This window comes from Streptomyces sp. NPDC050504 (assembly GCF_044458065.1).
Classification (GTDB): domain Bacteria; phylum Actinomycetota; class Actinomycetes; order Streptomycetales; family Streptomycetaceae; genus Streptomyces.
The window spans coordinates 242,468-257,847 of the sequence record NZ_JBITHO010000010.1 but is presented as its reverse complement, the minus strand read 5'-3'; the positions used below and the strand labels follow the sequence as shown (position 1 = coordinate 257,847).

The window sequence follows — 15,380 nt, the reverse complement described above, 5'->3', positions numbered from 1 at the left end:
TTCCCGCCCTCCGGTCAGCCCTTCGCGCGCTCGGCGGGCGCGTCCGCCAGCGCCTCGGCCAGCTCGTCCAGCGCGGCCAGCAGCAGCCCCGCCCCCTTGCGCAGCACCGGGTCGGGATCGGGCACCGCGTCGCCGTCCCAGCGCGCCAGCTCCGCCCTGACCTCCTCCCAGGCGGGCGCCCTGCGCTCCCGCACCGCCCGCGCGCCCTCCTCCGTCGAGCGGCGCAGCGCGTCCGCGAGCCGGGCCGCGCCGGGCACCCGGGCCGCGCCCCGGTCCGGGAGGTGGGCTTCGAGGAGCATGGCGACCCGGGCGAGCTGGGCCAGCGCGTGCCCGGCGCCGTCGGCCGCCGCGCGGGACAGGCCGCGGTGCCTGACGGGCTCGTCGGCGGCCCGCGCCAGCGCGTCCTGCCAGGCGATGCGGGCCTCCCTGGCACCGAGCAGGGCCGCCCGCACGTCGGACAGGTCGCGCCCCTCGCCGCCCGCCCGCCCTTCGGCCGCCGCCCCGGGCGGGTCCGCGTAGTGCGCGACGACCGCCGCCGCGTACCGGCCGTCGGCGGTCAGCCAGTCCGCGAGGCGGGTGCGCAGCCTGGGCGTCTCCCAGGCCGGGTAGACGGCGTACGCGGCCATCGCCAGGAACCCGCCGAGCAGCGTGAGGACCACCCGCTCGGGCACGGACTGGGACCAGTCGGTGCCCGCCATGCCGAGCAGGAACACCACGTACGCGGAGATGCAGACGTTGGCCGCCGCGTACCCCGTCCGCATCACCAGGTACATCGCGAAGGCGCAGACGACCGCGATCGCCCCCGAGGTGTACGTGTCCGGGTGCGCCGCCCTGACCACCGCCGTGGCGAGCGCGACGCCGACCAGGGTGCCGCCGAAGCGGGCCACCGAGCGGGCGTAGGTCTGCGAGAAGTCGGGGCGCATCACCATCACGGACGTCATGGGCGCCCAGTAGCCGTGGCCCAGCGGCAGCGCGCCGCCCAGCAGGTAGCCGGTGGTGGCGACGGCCGTGACGCGCACCGCGTGGCGCAGGACCGGCGAGTCGGCGCGCAGCTCGGCGCGCATGGTGCGCAGCGCGACGGGGACGAGGCTCGGCAGGGTGGCGCGCGGGCGGTGCGGGTCGCCGCCCCTGCCCTTTCCGCCGTCCTGCCCCGCTCCGCCGCCCGCGCCGGTGCCCGCGCCGCCGCCCTCGCCGGTGCCCTGGCCCTGGGCGGTCTCCAGCACGTCGGCCAGCAGCGCGGAGAGCCGGGTGGCCGCGCGGCGGGCCGGGCCGTGCAGGATCGCGCCGGTGTCCGGGGTGCGCAGCGCGGCCAGGGCGGCGGGCGGGGCCTTGACCGGCTCGCCCTGCCGGATCGCGCGGGCGGCGGCGTCCAGGACGGAGCCCGCGGCGGCGAGCAGTTCGCGGACCCGGTCGCGCTCGGGGCCCTCGGCGGGCACCCCGATCGCGGGGTCGGCGAGGGACGCGAGGACCGGGCGGACGCGCTCGGCGAGGCCCCGGGTGCCGTGCAGCTCGGCGGGGCGGCGGCGGGCCTGGCGCTCGCTGACGGCGGCGGCGAGCCTGGCGGTCATCAGGGGCTGCGGGTCGAAGGGCGCGACGGGGTCGTGGCGCAGCCTGCGCGCGTAGTCCGCCTCGGCGGCCAGGGCGTCGGCGAGCGCGTCGCGCTGGGCGCCCCATCTGCGTACGGGGAAGAGGACGACCAGCGCGGCCTGGACGACCCCGCCGAAGGCGATCATCGCGGCGTGCCCGGCGGCCTCGGCGACGGAGGCGGGCAGGGTGACCGTGACCAGCATGATCGCCACGTTGGACGAGGCGATGATGCCGACGGTCGGTCCGGTGGCCCAGGCCAGGCCGGAGAGGAACGTCCACAGGGCCAGCAGCGCCAGGAAGAGCGCGGGGTGGGAGCCCGTGAGGTAGCCGGTGAAGGTGGAGACGGCGAGGCTCGCGCCGGACACGAGGGCGAGCACGGGCCGGGGGCGCCAGCTGCGCTGGAAGGTGGCGATCGCCGCCTGGAACGCGCCGAACGCCGAGCTGGCGGCGACGGCGGGCCCGAAGAGGGTGAGGCTCACCCCGATCACCAGGGCGAGCCCGGCGGCTCCGCGCACGGCGATCAGCGGTTCGAGACGCCGCCGCTCGATCGTCAGGCCCGAGCGGGCGGTCTCCTTCAGCGCCCGGAGCCAGCTCATGCGCACGAGCCTAGTCGCAAGAGGGGACGAGCCGGACTTTACGGGCGCCGGAAAATCTCTTTCCCGGAAGCTGTCACATTCGCTCCCCGCGATCGGTCAGTGCTGTGAAGGCAACGAGGAACCGCGAAGAAGGAGCACACCGTGAAGGCTCGCATGCAGAACCCCGCCACCGTCATCCCCGAGGCCATGCCCGCGATCTTCGGGCTGATCGAGGCCGCGAAGAAGGGCGGCGTCCCCGAGTCCACGCTGGAACTGGTCCACCTGCGCGCCAGCCAGGTCAACGCCTGCGGCTTCTGCGTGGAGTTCGGGGTGAGGTCGGCGAAGAAGTCCGGCGAGACCGACGAGCGGCTGCACGCGGTCGCCGCCTGGCGGGAGTCGCCGCACTTCTCGGACGAGGAGCGCGCCGCGCTGGCCCTGGCCGAGTACGTGACCCGGATCGCCGACAACCCGGACGCCGTGCCGGACGCGGTCTGGGACGCGGCGGCCGACCACTACGACGAGAAGCAGCTCGCGTCGCTGGTGCTGTGGATCGGCGTCACCAACCTCTTCAACCGCATCAACGTCACCACCCGGCAGCCCGCGGGCACGCAGACCTGGTGACGGCGGTACGGGCGGCGGGCCCCCTCCCCCGCCGCCCGCCCCCGGCCTCACGTCGCGTTGAGCGCCTCCGTCGGGTGCATCCTGGCCGCCCTGATCGCCGGGTAGAGCCCGGCCACCGCGCCGATCGCCAGCGTCGCGCCGAAGCCGCCCGCCAGGGCCCAGGGCGGCACCACCGCCGTCCACCCCTGCGCGTACGCGAAGGCACCCGTCGCCGCCGCCCCCAGCACCGCGCCCGTCGCACCGCCCAGCGCGGACAGCAGCAGGGACTCGGTGAGGAACTGGAGCCTGACGGCGTTCCTGGTGGCGCCCAGCGAGCGGCGCAGCCCGATCTCGGAGCGGCGCTCAAGGACCGAGATGACCATGGTGTTGGCCACGCCCACCCCGCCGACCAGCAGCGCGACCGCGCCGAGGCCCAGCATCAGGGTGGTCAGGCCCTCGTCGGTCGCGGCCTTCGCGGCGAGCGCGTCGGAGGGGCGGGAGACCTTGACGCCGCCCGCCCCGCCCGGGTTCACCGTGCGCGGCAGGACCGCCCGCACGTCCTCGACCGAGGCGTCCGTGGAGCGCTCGAAGACCGTGGTGGGGTGGCCGTCGAACCCGAAGTGCCTCTCGGCCGCGGGGAAGCCCACGAGCGCGACCCGGTCGAGCGTGGGGAACAGCTCGACGGGCTTGAGGATGCCGACGACGACCACGTGGGTGTCGTCCATCATGATCTTGGCGCCCGGCTCGGTGATGCCGAGCCGCTCGGCCGCGACCGTGCCGAGGACCGTGACCGGCAGGTGCTCGCTCGCGGAGTTCAGCCACACGCCCCGGTCGACCTCGGCGCCGAGCGCGGCCAGCAGGTCGGGGCGGGCGGCCTGGGTGGTGACGCCCGCGGCCCGCTCGGCGGGGACGACGTCGCTGCGGCGGATGCGCGCGTCGACGTTCCCGGTGGCGGTGGCGTGCTGGACGGGGCCGATGCGCTCGACCATCGCCACGGCCGACTTGGGCAGCTTCAGCTGCCCGCCCCGCGCGTCCTCGCCGCCCTCGACCGTGAGCAGGTTCGTGCCGAGCCGGTCCAGCCTGGCCATCAGGTCGGCGCGGCTGGACTCGGAGAGCCCGACGACGGCGACCATCGTGGCGATGCCGATCGCGATGCCGAGCGCAGAGAGCACCACGCGGGCCCGTCTGGCCCGCAGCCCGACGGCCCCGGTGCGCAGGACGTCGCGCGGCAGGAGCCGGGCGGGCCTGAGGCGCGGGGGCGCGGAAAGCGGGGGTTCGGAACTCGGGGGTGCGGAACACGGGGGCGCGGGGGTCTTCGCGTACGAGGGGGTGTCCGCGGCCGTCATGCGTGGACCACCTCGCCGTCGCGGAAGCGGACCCTGCGCGGCAGCGCGTCCGCGATCTCGTTGTCGTGGGTGATCACGCAGACCGTGGTCCCCTCGGCGTTCAGCTCGTGCAGCAGGTCCATGACCACCGCGCCCGACGCGGTGTCCAGCGCGCCCGTCGGCTCGTCGGCCAGCAGCAGCGAGGGCTCCCCCACCAGCGCGCGGGCGATCGCCACGCGCTGCTTCTCGCCGCCGGACAGCTCGTTCGGCCGGTGGCCCAGGCGGTGGCCGAGGCCGACGCGCTCAAGTGCCTTACGGGAGCGGGCCCTTCGCTCCTTGAGGGGGACGCCCGCGTACAGCAGGCCGTCCGCGACGTTGTCGACCGCGTCCCGGCCGGGCGCGAGGTGGAAGTGCTGGAAGACGAAGCCGATGTGCCGGGCGCGCAGCGCGGAGAGCTGGGCGTCGGAGAGCGATCCGACGTCGTACCCGGCGACCCGCACCGTGCCGGTGGTCGGCCGGTCCAGGGTCCCGACGATGTTGAGCACGGTGGACTTCCCCGAGCCCGACGGGCCGACGATGGCGAGGAGTTCGCCCGCGTCGACCCGCAGCGTCACGCCGCGCAGGGCGTGGACCGGACCGGGGTACGTCTTGGTGGCGTCCAGCAACTCGACGACGGGCACCGCCGTGTCCTTCGCAGCTCGGCCGCTCACCGCCTCGCCGCTCACCACTTCGCCGCTCACTGCTTAGCCACCCCGACCTTCATGCCCTCCTTCAGCTCGGGCGCGCTGACCTCGATCCGCCCGTCCGTCGTCATGCCGGTCTCCACGCGGATCAGGCGCGTGCCCGCGTTCCCGCCCGTACCCGTGACGATCTCCAGGCCGTACCCGCCGCTCTCGCCGCGCAGCGCGACCACCGCCTCCACCGGCACCGCGAGCACGCCCTTGCGGGCCTCGCTGACGAACCTCACGCTCGCCGTCGCCCGCGCGTCCTCGCCCGACACGGCCCCCTTCCCCTCGTCCAGGGTGACCTCGACGGTGATCCCGTCGCCGCGCGCACCGCCGCCGCCCGAGCCGCCCGCCGCCTCGTCGCCCGCGCTCTCGCGCACCGTCCCCGTGACCTTGCCGCGCACGGTCCTCCCGCTGCCCAGCGTCACCTCGACCCGGGTGCCGGGCGCGGTCAACGCCGCGTCGGCCTGGTCCAGCCCGGCCCGTACGACCGGCTTGGTCGACGCGACCGTGAGCACCGCCGTGTCCGCGCCCACCTGGTCGGCGAGGAGCGCGTCCGCCTCGACGACCTTGACCCGCTCGGGCTGGAAGACCACGTCCCCCTTGCCGACCCTGCCGGTCGTCGCGCGGTTGAGGGACTTCTGCCAGCGCTTCACCGCCGCCTCGGTGTCCTTGCCGTACCAGACGTCGGGGCGCACGTCGTAGCCGAGCGCCGCGAGGTTCCGCTCCAGTTGCAGCACGTCGGAGCCCCGGTCGCCGTTCTTCATCTCGCGGAACATCGGCACCGGCCCGTACAGCAGCGTCACCGGCTTGTCGTTCAGCTCGTACAGCGCCTCGCCGCGCGCCACGGTCCGGCCCGGGGCGGCGGCGACCGTGACCGTGCCCTCGACGGCGGCCTTCACCGCGCGGCGCTCCGCGAAGTCCAGCTTCCCGTCGACCGTCTTGGACTGGACGAGGTCGGTACGCACGACGGCCGCCGTGGCGGGCGGCCCCGTACGGCCGCCGCCCGCGTCCCCGTCGCCGCCCCGCAGCGCCAGCGCGCCCGCCCCGGCCGCGGCGACCGCGACCAGCGTCCCGGCCGCGGCCCACTTCTTGCGGCTCCTGTGCCGGCCCATCTACTGCATCCCGTCGAGGCCGTCGAGCAGCTTGTCCTTGCAGGTCTCGCGGGCCTGCTTGTACGCGGGCGAATCGTGGTCCAGCTCCGGCGACGCGGGGTTGGGGTCGCCGCCCGGCATCACGTTGCCGCCGGACATCGTGGGGTTGGTGAACTTCGAGACGCCGTTGTCGCGCATGCACTTGGCGTGCGCCAGCATCGACTCGTAGTCCTTCTGCTTGTCGCGCGGCGGCTCCAGCTCCATCGCCTTCGACATCTCGGGGAAGCAGACGCCGTCCTTGCCGCCCTTGTAGATCGCGGTGTCGCCGACCTCCTCCACGACGACGGCGATCTTCCCCTGGTCGAGGTGGCCGCTGAGCTTGGGATCGGGGAAGTCCTTGGCGCCGCCCTTGGTGCGCATGCACTGCACGTACTTGACCTGCGCGTCGTAGAACGCGCCCTTGCCCTCGGGCTTCTTCGCGGCCTGCCCGGCCTGCGGGCCGGTCTTCGGCGCGGTCTCCTCGGGGACTTCGGCGATGGCGTCGGCCTTCTTCGTACCGCCGCCGTCACCGCCGCCGCAGGCGACGGCGAACGCGAGGACGGGGGCGGCGAGGAGCGCGGCGGCGCGCAGCCGGGAACGGGAGTGGGTGAGGGCGTGGGCTCGGGCGTGGGTTCGGGTCATGGCCGTCACTGTCGGCCGCCCACATGGTGGCCGGTGCATGGCCGCATGATGGGAACGTAACAATGCGCCCGAGCCCGCCCTCCGCCCCGCCCAGCACCGCTGACCTGGGCGGTTCCTCGCACATAATCGGCCCATGCCGCATGTTCTGCTGATCGAGGACGACGCGTCCGTACGCGACGGGATGGAGCTGGTGCTGCGCCGCCACGGCTACGAGGTGTCCGTCGCCGCCACCGGCGAGCAGGCCCTCGCGCTGCTGGCCCGCGGCACGGGCGTCGAGCTGGCCGTGCTCGACCTGATGCTGCCCGGCATGGACGGCTTCGAGGTGTGCCGCCGCGTCCGGGCGAGCGGCGCGACCCTGCCGGTGATCATGCTGACCGCGCGCGGCGACGACCGGGACGTCGTGGACGGCCTGGAGGCGGGCGCGGACGACTACGTGGTGAAGCCGGTGACCGCGCCCGTCCTGGAGGCCCGCATCAGGGCGGCGCTGCGCCGCGCTGAGCCGGTCGCGTCCGCCGTGCGGGGCGAGGAGCACGCGGGCCTCGTCATCGACCGCGCGGGCCTGACCGTCACCAGGCGCGGCGCGCCCGTCCCGCTGCCCCCGACGGAACTGCGGCTGCTCCTGGAGCTGTCCGCGTCGCCCGGCCGGGTGTTCAGCAGGGAGCAGCTCCTGAAGTCGGTCTGGGAGCACGACTTCCTCGGGGACTCCCGGCTGGTGGACGCGGCGGTGGGACGGCTGCGCGCCAAGATCGAGGACGTGGCGGCGAAGCCGCGGTACATCCAGACCGTACGGGGCTTCGGCTACCGCTTCGGGCCGGTGTGAGGTGCCCGCGAAGGTACGCCTCCTGGGCGGGCTGCGCACCAGGCTCGTCGTCGTCTTCGTGCTGGTCGCGCTGGTCAGCGCGGTGACCGCGACCGCGCTCGCCTACCGCGAGTCGCGCACCGCCGTGCTCAAGCGCGCCCAGGACAACGCGGCCGCCGACCTCAGGGCCCGGATCGCCGCCGTCGCCCCCGAGACGGACGTGCCGCCGACGCGGGCCTCGCTGGCCCGGTTCGCCTCCGACGTGTCGGCCGGGCTCGGCGGCTCGCCCGTGGTGGTGGCCCGCTTCGGGCAGTTGGAGGAGGCGTCGGACCGGTACGCGGACCGCGGCAGGATCACCGCCGAGCTGCGCGCCGCGGTGCGCGAGCGCAACCGGATGAGCTTCCAGCGGGTCGAGCGGGCCGGCGAGCCGTACGTGGTGGTCGGCACGCCCGTGACCTTCGACTCCGGGATCCGGCACGCGGCGGGACCGCCGTCCGGCCTCGAAGCCTTCGCGATCGTCTCGCTGCGGCCCGAACAGGAGGACACGGCAGGACTGTTGGACGCGGTCCGCAAGGGCCTCGTACCGGTGGTGCTGCTCGCAGCCGTGCTGGCGCTGCTCGCGGCGGGGACCGTGCTGCGGCCCGTGCGGAAGCTGGGCCGGGCCACGCGGCGGCTCGCCGAAGGCGACCTCGCCAGCCGGGTCGAGGCCAAGGGCCGCGACGAACTCGCCGACCTGGCCCGGGACTTCAACGACACGGCGGACGCGCTCCAGGCCTCGGTGAGCGAGCTGCGCGCGCAGGAGGAGCGGGCGCGGCGGTTCGTCGCGGACGTCTCGCACGAACTGCGCACGCCGCTGGCCGCGATGACCATGGTGGCGACCGTCCTGGACGAGGACGCCGACCAGCTCCCGCCGGACGCGGCGCACGCGGCGCGCACGGTCAGCGCGGAGACCGCGAAGCTCGCGCGGCTGGTGGACGAGCTGATGGAGATGTCCCGCTTCGACTCGGGCGCGGCGCGGCTGAACCTCGCCCGGACGGACGTCGCCGAGCTGGTGCGCGGCACGCTGGCGCTGCGCGGCTGGTCGGACCGGGTGGCCGTCCGCCTCCCCGAGGGCGTACGGGCGGTGCTGGACCGCCGCCGGGTGGACGTGATCGTGGCCAACCTGGTCGGCAACGCGCTGCGGCACGGGGCGGAGCCGGTGGAGGTCGCGGCAACGGTCGCGGACGACCGGCTGACGGTACGGGTGTCGGACTCCGGCCCCGGGCTGCCGCCCGAGGTGCTGGCGCGGGTCTTCGACCGCTTCTACAAGGGCGACGCGGCGAGGACCCGTACGGCGGGCGGGGGCGGGAGCGGCCTGGGCACGGCGATCGCACTGGAGAACGCGCGCCTGCACGGCGGCACGATCGAGGCGGCGAACGGTACGGAGGGCGGGGCGGTGTTCACCTTGCGGCTGCCGCTGCGGGCGGCGGAGGAGGACGGGCGGCGATGAGGATCCGTACGGCGGTGTGCGGCGCCGCCGCGCTCGTGGCGGTGGTCGCGGGGTGCGGGGTGCGGCCGACCGGGGTGATAGACGCGGGCGAGTCGGCGACCGGTGCGGCCAAGGGCCTGCGGCTGTACTTCGTCACGGAGAACGGCCAGTTGAAGGGCGTGTCCAGACCGGAGGCGGAGGTCAGCCTGGACGGGGCGCTGAAACTGCTGGGCTCGGGCCCGGAACCGGGCGTGGCCGCGGAGGCGGGGCTGCGCACGCTGGTCAGGGACGTACGGGAGGCGCGCGGCACGGGCGACCGGGTCACCGTCCACTCGCTCTACGACCTCTCCGGGGAGCGGGAACGGCTCGCGCGGGAGCAACTGGTGTGCACCCTGGCCCGCGCCCAGGCGGTACTGGCACCGAAGGTGCGCGCCAACGACGTCCAGGTCACGCTGAAGGTGACGGACGAGGGGGACCGGGGCCCGTTCAGATGCTCGTTGTTCCTGGAGGGGTGACCTCAGGACGGGGCGCGGGCCTGTGTCCGATGTGCGGCTCCGCCGCGCGGGCGCGAGCCCAGGTGCGCCCCCGTAGGGGCGCGGGGAACCGCGCGGGAGCGGGGCACACGCCGCGCGTACCCACCCGCCCCGGGCGGGCCCGCCCCCGCGCCGCCCCCTACCCCTCCAGCCGCCCCCGTCCCCGGACCGCCGCCCGGTCCGCCGCCTCGGTCCCCCGCTCCCAACCCGCCGCGTCGTCCACGCCCCGCACCCGCGTCCGCACCGTCTTCGGGAACATCACGTCCGCGCGGTCCGCGACCGCCACGTCCCGCGCCGCCAGCACCGGCAGCAGCGACCCCTCCCCGGCCGCCGCCACCCGCTCGCCGACCTCCGCGAGGCGCCCGCCGAGCCGATGCGCGTACGCCATCAGGAACGCCTGCCGGAACGTCTTCGTCCGCTTGCGTCCCCCCGCCCGCTGCTCCGCCTCCGCGCGCGTCATCGCGGCCGTGCCCTGCACCAGCAGCGAGGTGTAGAGCAGCTCGATCTGCTCCAGGTCCGCCTCGAAGCCGACGACCGTCGTGAACCCCAACTCCCCGTTCCACACGGCCCGGCAGTGGTTGGCGGAGGCGACCGCGTCGAGCAGGATCGCCTTCGCGGTCTCGTACGGCGCGTCGACCCCGATCCGGCACGCCCCGGGCGTTTCCCCGGTGGGCGTACGGGAAGCGAGCAGCGCCTCGTCGACGGTGTGCCGCGCCATCAGCTCCTGGGCCTTCGCGGTCAACGCCTCCGCCTCGTCGGGGAAGTTCGTCCCCTCCGCCTTGGCGAGCAGCGCCCGGATGCGCCCGAGCACCTTGGACTCCCCCGCGTGCGGCGGCGGCAGGGCGGAGGCGGGGCCCCCGGGCCCCCCGGGCTCCCCCGGCACGGGCCCGACGGGCTCGATCGCGGGCAGCCGGAGCAGTGCCCGGTACAGCTCCAGCACGGCCGTGGCGTACGAGAACCGGTCGGAGCTCCACGCCCCCTCCCGTTCCAGCGCGTCCAACTGTCCCCGCCAGCGCGGCGGAAGACCGCCCTCGCCGTACCGCACGACCTCCGCGAGAACCAGCTCGGCGGCGAGCCGGACGTGGTGTTCGTCGAGTGCGCGCCGCACGGCCCGCACGACGTCGGCGGGCTGCCAGCCGCGCTCCCAGGCGCGGCGCACGAACTCGACGCCGCGCAGCCGCAGTTCCGCGTCGGCCGCCGGGTCGGCGGCGAGCAGCGAGGCGCCGGTGTCGAGGCCGTGGTCGTCCTGCGCGTAGAGCGCGGCGGCGAAGGCCCGCGCGACGGTCGATTCGGTCCCGCTCACGCCCCGGAGCCCTCCGTGTTCCTCGTCCGGCCCGCCGCGGCTCCCGTAGCCGCCGCCGTAGCCGCCGTAGCCGCTGCCGCCGCTGCCGCCGCTCCGGCGGTCGCGTCGTAGTCGCGCCGCGCCTCGGCGATCGCGTCGCGGTGGCCGATCGACCAGTCGCCGAGCGCCTTGATGAGGTGCGTGAAGCTGTGCCCCATCGCGGTCAGCTCGTACTCGACCTGCGCGGGGACCGTGGGGTAGACCGTGCGCAGCACGAGGCCGTCGCGCTCCAGGCGGCGCAGCGTGAGGGTGAGCATGCGCTGCGAAATGCCGTCCACGGCGCGCTGGAGTTCCCTGAAGCGCTTGAAGCCCGCGGCCAGCTCGACCACGACGATCACCGACCAGCGGTCGCCGAGCCGGTCCAGGACGTCGCGGACCCCGCACTCCTGCTGGGAGGTCTCGCAGACGACCACCGGGGTGGTTACCTCCGTGTGCCCCACTGACATCAAAGTGCCTCCTTACACCCGTGGAACCCGCTGATCACAATGGTCCCAGTCACCGGGTCAAACCACTCATCAGGGGGAACCATGCTGCTCGTCACCGGAGTGTCGGGAGCGCTCGGCTCGCTGGTCGCGGAGCGTCTCGCGGGGCGCGCGGACGTCCTGCTCGGCAGCCGTACGGGAGCCGGGGACGACCCCGTACGGCGGCGCCGCGTCGACTTCGACGACCCGTCGTCGCTGGCGGAGGCGTTCGCCGGGGTGGAGACCCTGCTGCTGGTATCGGCGGGCGAGGGCGAGGACGACGAGGTGATCGCCCGGCACGGTGCGGCGATCGCGGCGGCCGAGGAGGCGGGGGTGCGGCACCTGATCTACACCAGCCTCTCGGGCGACGGCGACCACCTCACGTACGCACTGGCGCACCGCTGGACGGAACGGCGGCTGCGCGCCTCCGCCTCGCTCGCGTGGACGGTGCTGCGCAACGGGCTGTACGCGGAGTTCCTGGCGTACGTCGCGGGGCCGGACGCCGACGGCGTGATCACCGCGCCGCTGGCGGACGGGCGGCTGGCGGCCGTGGCCCGCGAGGACCTGGCGGACGCGGCGGTCCGCGTCGCCCTGGACCCGGCGGCGCACGCGGGCCGCGTGTACGAACTGGTCGGCGAGGAGCCCCTGGGCGGCGCGGAACTGGCGGCGGCGACGGGCGCGACGTACGCCCCGGTGACGCTGGCGCGGGCGCGGAGCGCGGTCGCGGCGTCGGGCGTGAAGGACTTCCAGGTCCCGATGCTGGCGTCCACGTACTCCGCGATAGCGGCCGGCTTCCTGGACGGCACGTCGATCGGGACCGGGACGTCGATCGGGACCGGGACAGGGGACCTCCGCGAGCTGCTGGGGCGCGCGCCGAGGTCGGCGGCCGAGGTGTACGCGGCAGCGGTCAAGGGAGTAGGAGACAAGGGATAGGAGACAGGGGACGAGGACCGGCCCGCGCCCCGGAAGGGGGTAGGGCCAGGCATACCCCCGGGACGCCCTCCAGTGGTCGTGTTCCGCGCGGCGTACGGCGGTTGGCTTGGGGCATGAAGCGAACCGCAGGCGCGAAGCCGACCGCAGGCACGGAACCGACCACGGGCACAGAGCCGACCACAGGCACGAGGTCGACCGCAGGCGGTGGGTCGGCCCCTGCCACTGGGTCGACCCCGGCCACTGGGTCGACCGCCGTGCGCCTCACCGCACTCCGCCGCTTCCACCGCGACGTCCGCGCCCTCGACGGCGTCGACCTCGCCGTCCCCCGGGGGACGTTCACCGCGATCATGGGCCCGTCCGGCTCGGGCAAGTCGACGCTGTTGCAGTGCGCCGCCGGTCTCGACCGGCCCACTTCCGGCAGCGTACGGATCGGGGAGACCGAGCTGACGGAGCTGACCGAGCGGCGGCTGACCCTGCTGCGGCGCGAGCGGATCGGCTTCGTGTTCCAGGCGTTCAACCTGCTGCCCTCGCTGACCGCCGCGCAGAACGTGGCCCTTCCGCTGCGGCTCGCGGGGCGGCGGCCCGCACGGGCGGAGGTGCGCACGGCCCTGGAGCGCGTGGGGCTCGGCGGGCGCGCAGGGCACCGGCCCGGCGAGCTGTCCGGCGGCCAGCAGCAGCGCGTCGCGCTCGCCCGCGCGCTGATCACCCGCCCCGACGTCCTCTTCGGCGACGAACCGACGGGCGCGCTCGACACCGTGACGAGCCGCCAGGTCCTGGCGATGCTGCGCGGCCTCGTCGACACGGACGGGCAGACGGTCGTGATGGTCACGCACGACCCGGTGGCCGCCGCCCACGCGGACCGGGTGGTCTTCCTGGTGGACGGCCGGATCACGGACGAGCTCGAAGCGCCCTCGGCGGAGGGCGTCGCGGCCCGCATGGCGGGCCTGGAGAGCGCGGCCGACCTGCCGGGTGCGGCGGGACCGGACCGTACGACGTGCGCGACCGCCCCCGGGCACACCGCTCCCGCGACCGCCCCCGGGCGCACCGCGCTCACGAACGCCCCGGAGCGCACCGCGTGCTGACCCTCGTCCTCTCCTCCCTCCGCTCCCGCTGGTCGGCCCTCGCCGCCCCCTTCGTCGCGCTCGCGCTCGGCGCCGCCCTGGTCGCCACCATGGGCCTGGGCCTCGCCTCGTCCTTCGACGCGCCCGAGCGCGGCGTCGAACGGTTCGCCTCCTCACCTGTGATCGTGAAGGGGCGGGACACCCTGACCGTGCCGGGCGAGCACCGCCCCCTCTCCAAGCCGCTCGCTCATCCACACCCTGTGGACAACGAACTCCTGGCCGAACTCCGCACGCTCGGCCCCGTCGTACGGGACGCGAACCCCGACGCCGTGGGCGTGAGCGCGGAACCCGCCGCCGTACGCCGCCTCGTCGGCGACCGCGCCCAGGTCCTCACCGGCGACGACCGCCGCCGCGCCAACCCCGACCCGCACCGCGACGACGAGGCCCTGATGACCGTCAACGCGCTGCTCGGCACCTCGGGCGGGGTCGCCGCCTTCGTCTCGGTCTTCGTCACCGCGTCCGCCTTCGCGTTCGCCGTCGCGCTGCGCCGCAGGGAGCTGGGACTGCTGCGGGCGACCGGCGCGACGCCGGGGCAGGTGCGCCGGATGCTCCTCGCGGAGGCCGCCGTGGTCGGCGCGCTCGCCTCCGCCGCCGGATGCGCGCTCGGCCGCCTCGCGGCACCGTGGCTGGCGCGGGCGCTGGTGGACGGCGGCCACGCCCCGCACTGGTTCACGATCAAGGACGCCGCCTGGCCGCTGCACACCGCCTTCTGGACGGGTGTCGCCGTGGCGCTCGCCGGAGCGTGGGCCGCGGCGCGGCGCGCCGGGCGCACCGGTCCGCTGGCCGCGCTGCGCGAGGCGGACGTGGAGGCGGACGCACTGCCCCTGGGCCGGCGGCTCGCCGGATTCGCGCTGCTGGCCTGCGCGCTGGGGCTCCTCGCGTGGACCCTGTGGACGGACCCCTCGGGGCTGCTGAAGCGCAAGACGTACGTCACCCAGCCGATGGTCCTGATCACCGCGGCGGCGGCGCTCGCCCCGCTGCTGGTGCGGCCCGTGGCGCGGCTGCTGCGGCTGCCGGGGGCGACCGGGATGCTCGTACGGGCGGGCGCGACGGCCTCCCGGCGGCGTACGGCGGCGGTCGCGGCACCGGCCCTGGTGACGGTCGCGCTGGCGGGCTCGCTGCTCGGCTCGGCCCAGTCGGTCGCGGCGTCCAAGGCGGCGGAGGCGCGGGCGCGCACGGGCGCGGAGCTGGTGGTGACGGGGCGGGACCTGAAGCCGGTCGCCGTCCCGGGCGCGACGCTCTCGCCGACCGCGTCCACCGCGCTGTACGTACGGGAGGAGGGCACCGCGCTCGTCGCGTCCGAGGCGCGCGCGGTGGCCGATCCGGCGGCGTTCGCCGCGCTGACGCGGCTGCCGGTGGTCGCGGGCGACGTACGGGACCTCGACGACCGCTCGGTGATCGTCAACGAGGAGTGGGCCGGGCACACCGTCGGCGAGAGCGTCGACCTGTGGCGCGGCGACGGCAGCCCGGCGACGCTGCGGATCGTGGCGGTCCTGGCGGAGGGGACCGGCGACAACGGGGCGTACGTGACGGCGGCGAACGCGCCGGGGGCGCGGGTGGACCGGATCGAGGCGACCCTGCCCGCGGGGGCGGACCCGCGGGCACTGGCGGCGACCGGCGGGGAGGTGCGCACGGCGGAGGCGTGGCTGTCGGCCACCCGCCCGGGGACGGGCGCGCAGACCAGGCTCAGCATGCTCCTGATCCTGGGCATCGCGCTCGTGTACGCGGTGCTGTCCCTGGTGGGCACCCTGCTCATGGCGGTACGCGCCAGAGCCCCCGAACTCGCGGCGCTGCGCCTCGCGGGGGCGACGCGCGGCCAGGTGCGGCGGGTGGCGGCGGGCGAGGCGCTGTTCGCGGTGGCGGTGGGCGTGGTGCTGGGCGCGGCGGTGACGGCGGTCAACCTGGGCGGCCTGGGCACGGCACTGTCGCTGCTGGGGGCGCCGGTGCGGGTACGGGTGCCGTGGGAGACGGCGGCGGTGGCACTGACGTGCGCGGCGGTGGCGTACGCGGTACCGAGGGTGCGGCGCTGAACGAGCCCGGCCAGGGCCGTGCGGCCACCCGTACGCGAGCACGGGCGCGCCCCGCCAGGGGCACGGGGAACTGCGCGGGAGCGGGGCAGATGCCGCACGGGGAACT

General features: G+C 75.7%; 14 protein-coding genes. 7 read left to right on the top strand and 7 right to left on the bottom strand.

What is annotated here, in order from left to right; genetic code table 11:
• Window positions 1-14 precede the first annotated feature (14 nt).
• Complete coding sequence (locus tag ACIBNE_RS33115; RefSeq protein ID WP_399278203.1) at window positions 15-2,183, bottom strand: FUSC family protein; 2,169 nt, start codon at window positions 2,181-2,183, stop codon at window positions 15-17.
• A 141-nt stretch (window positions 2,184-2,324) separates the two neighbouring features.
• Between ACIBNE_RS33115 and ACIBNE_RS33110 the strand changes: the two genes are divergently transcribed.
• Window positions 2,325-2,783, top strand: coding sequence for a carboxymuconolactone decarboxylase family protein (locus ACIBNE_RS33110; protein ID WP_399278201.1), 459 nt, complete (start codon window positions 2,325-2,327; stop codon window positions 2,781-2,783).
• Window positions 2,784-2,830: 47 nt separating this feature from the next.
• Here ACIBNE_RS33110 and ACIBNE_RS33105 read toward each other — a convergent pair whose 3' ends face one another.
• Genes ACIBNE_RS33105 through ACIBNE_RS33090 form a run of 4 tightly spaced genes read right to left on the bottom strand, consistent with a single transcriptional unit; the run spans window position 2,831 to window position 6,587 of the window.
• Window positions 2,831-4,108, bottom strand: coding sequence for an ABC transporter permease (locus tag ACIBNE_RS33105; RefSeq protein WP_399278199.1), 1,278 nt, complete (start codon window positions 4,106-4,108; stop codon window positions 2,831-2,833).
• Window positions 4,105-4,797, bottom strand: a complete 693-nt coding sequence (locus ACIBNE_RS33100) for an ABC transporter ATP-binding protein (protein ID WP_399278370.1) — start codon at window positions 4,795-4,797, stop codon at window positions 4,105-4,107. Before ACIBNE_RS33100 ends, ACIBNE_RS33105 begins: the two co-directional genes overlap by 4 nt.
• A 26-nt stretch (window positions 4,798-4,823) precedes the next feature.
• On the bottom strand, window positions 4,824-5,927 hold the full coding sequence (locus ACIBNE_RS33095; protein ID WP_399278197.1) for a peptidoglycan-binding protein: 1,104 nt from the start codon (window positions 5,925-5,927) through the stop codon (window positions 4,824-4,826).
• Complete coding sequence (locus tag ACIBNE_RS33090) at window positions 5,928-6,587, bottom strand: hypothetical protein (protein WP_399278195.1); 660 nt, start codon at window positions 6,585-6,587, stop codon at window positions 5,928-5,930.
• A gap of 133 nt (window positions 6,588-6,720) precedes the next feature.
• On the opposite strand from ACIBNE_RS33090, the gene ACIBNE_RS33085 reads away from it, so the two are divergent.
• Genes ACIBNE_RS33085 through ACIBNE_RS33075 form a run of 3 tightly spaced genes read left to right on the top strand, consistent with a single transcriptional unit; the run spans window position 6,721 to window position 9,369 of the window.
• The gene (locus ACIBNE_RS33085; RefSeq protein ID WP_399278193.1) at window positions 6,721-7,407 is read left to right on the top strand and encodes a response regulator transcription factor; all 687 of its coding nucleotides are present in this window, start codon (window positions 6,721-6,723) and stop codon (window positions 7,405-7,407) included.
• A 1-nt stretch (window position 7,408) separates the two neighbouring features.
• A complete protein-coding gene (locus ACIBNE_RS33080; protein ID WP_399278191.1) occupies window positions 7,409-8,875 on the top strand; it encodes an ATP-binding protein in 1,467 nt (488 codons plus the stop codon).
• Window positions 8,872-9,369 (top strand): hypothetical protein, encoded by a 498-nt coding sequence (locus tag ACIBNE_RS33075; protein WP_399278189.1) that lies wholly within the window; start codon window positions 8,872-8,874, stop codon window positions 9,367-9,369. The genes ACIBNE_RS33080 and ACIBNE_RS33075 overlap by 4 nt, the downstream gene beginning before the upstream one ends.
• 157 nt (window positions 9,370-9,526) lie before the next feature.
• Here ACIBNE_RS33075 and ACIBNE_RS33070 read toward each other — a convergent pair whose 3' ends face one another.
• Together ACIBNE_RS33070 and ACIBNE_RS33065 are read right to left on the bottom strand one after the other, a co-directional pair.
• Window positions 9,527-10,690, bottom strand: a complete 1,164-nt coding sequence (locus ACIBNE_RS33070) for a DUF2786 domain-containing protein (protein WP_399278187.1) — start codon at window positions 10,688-10,690, stop codon at window positions 9,527-9,529.
• A complete protein-coding gene (locus tag ACIBNE_RS33065; protein WP_399278185.1) occupies window positions 10,687-11,175 on the bottom strand; it encodes a winged helix-turn-helix transcriptional regulator in 489 nt (162 codons plus the stop codon). The genes ACIBNE_RS33070 and ACIBNE_RS33065 overlap by 4 nt, the downstream gene beginning before the upstream one ends.
• An 81-nt stretch (window positions 11,176-11,256) precedes the next feature.
• On the opposite strand from ACIBNE_RS33065, the gene ACIBNE_RS33060 reads away from it, so the two are divergent.
• From ACIBNE_RS33060 to ACIBNE_RS33050, 3 genes are all read left to right on the top strand, one after another.
• Window positions 11,257-12,123, top strand: coding sequence for an NAD(P)H-binding protein (locus tag ACIBNE_RS33060; protein WP_399278184.1), 867 nt, complete (start codon window positions 11,257-11,259; stop codon window positions 12,121-12,123).
• 254 nt (window positions 12,124-12,377) lie between these two features.
• The gene (locus tag ACIBNE_RS33055) at window positions 12,378-13,205 is read left to right on the top strand and encodes an ABC transporter ATP-binding protein (RefSeq protein WP_399278182.1); all 828 of its coding nucleotides are present in this window, start codon (window positions 12,378-12,380) and stop codon (window positions 13,203-13,205) included.
• On the top strand, window positions 13,199-15,274 hold the full coding sequence (locus tag ACIBNE_RS33050) for an FtsX-like permease family protein (protein WP_399278180.1): 2,076 nt from the start codon (window positions 13,199-13,201) through the stop codon (window positions 15,272-15,274). The genes ACIBNE_RS33055 and ACIBNE_RS33050 overlap by 7 nt, the downstream gene beginning before the upstream one ends.
• Window positions 15,275-15,380: the final 106 nt, after the last annotated feature.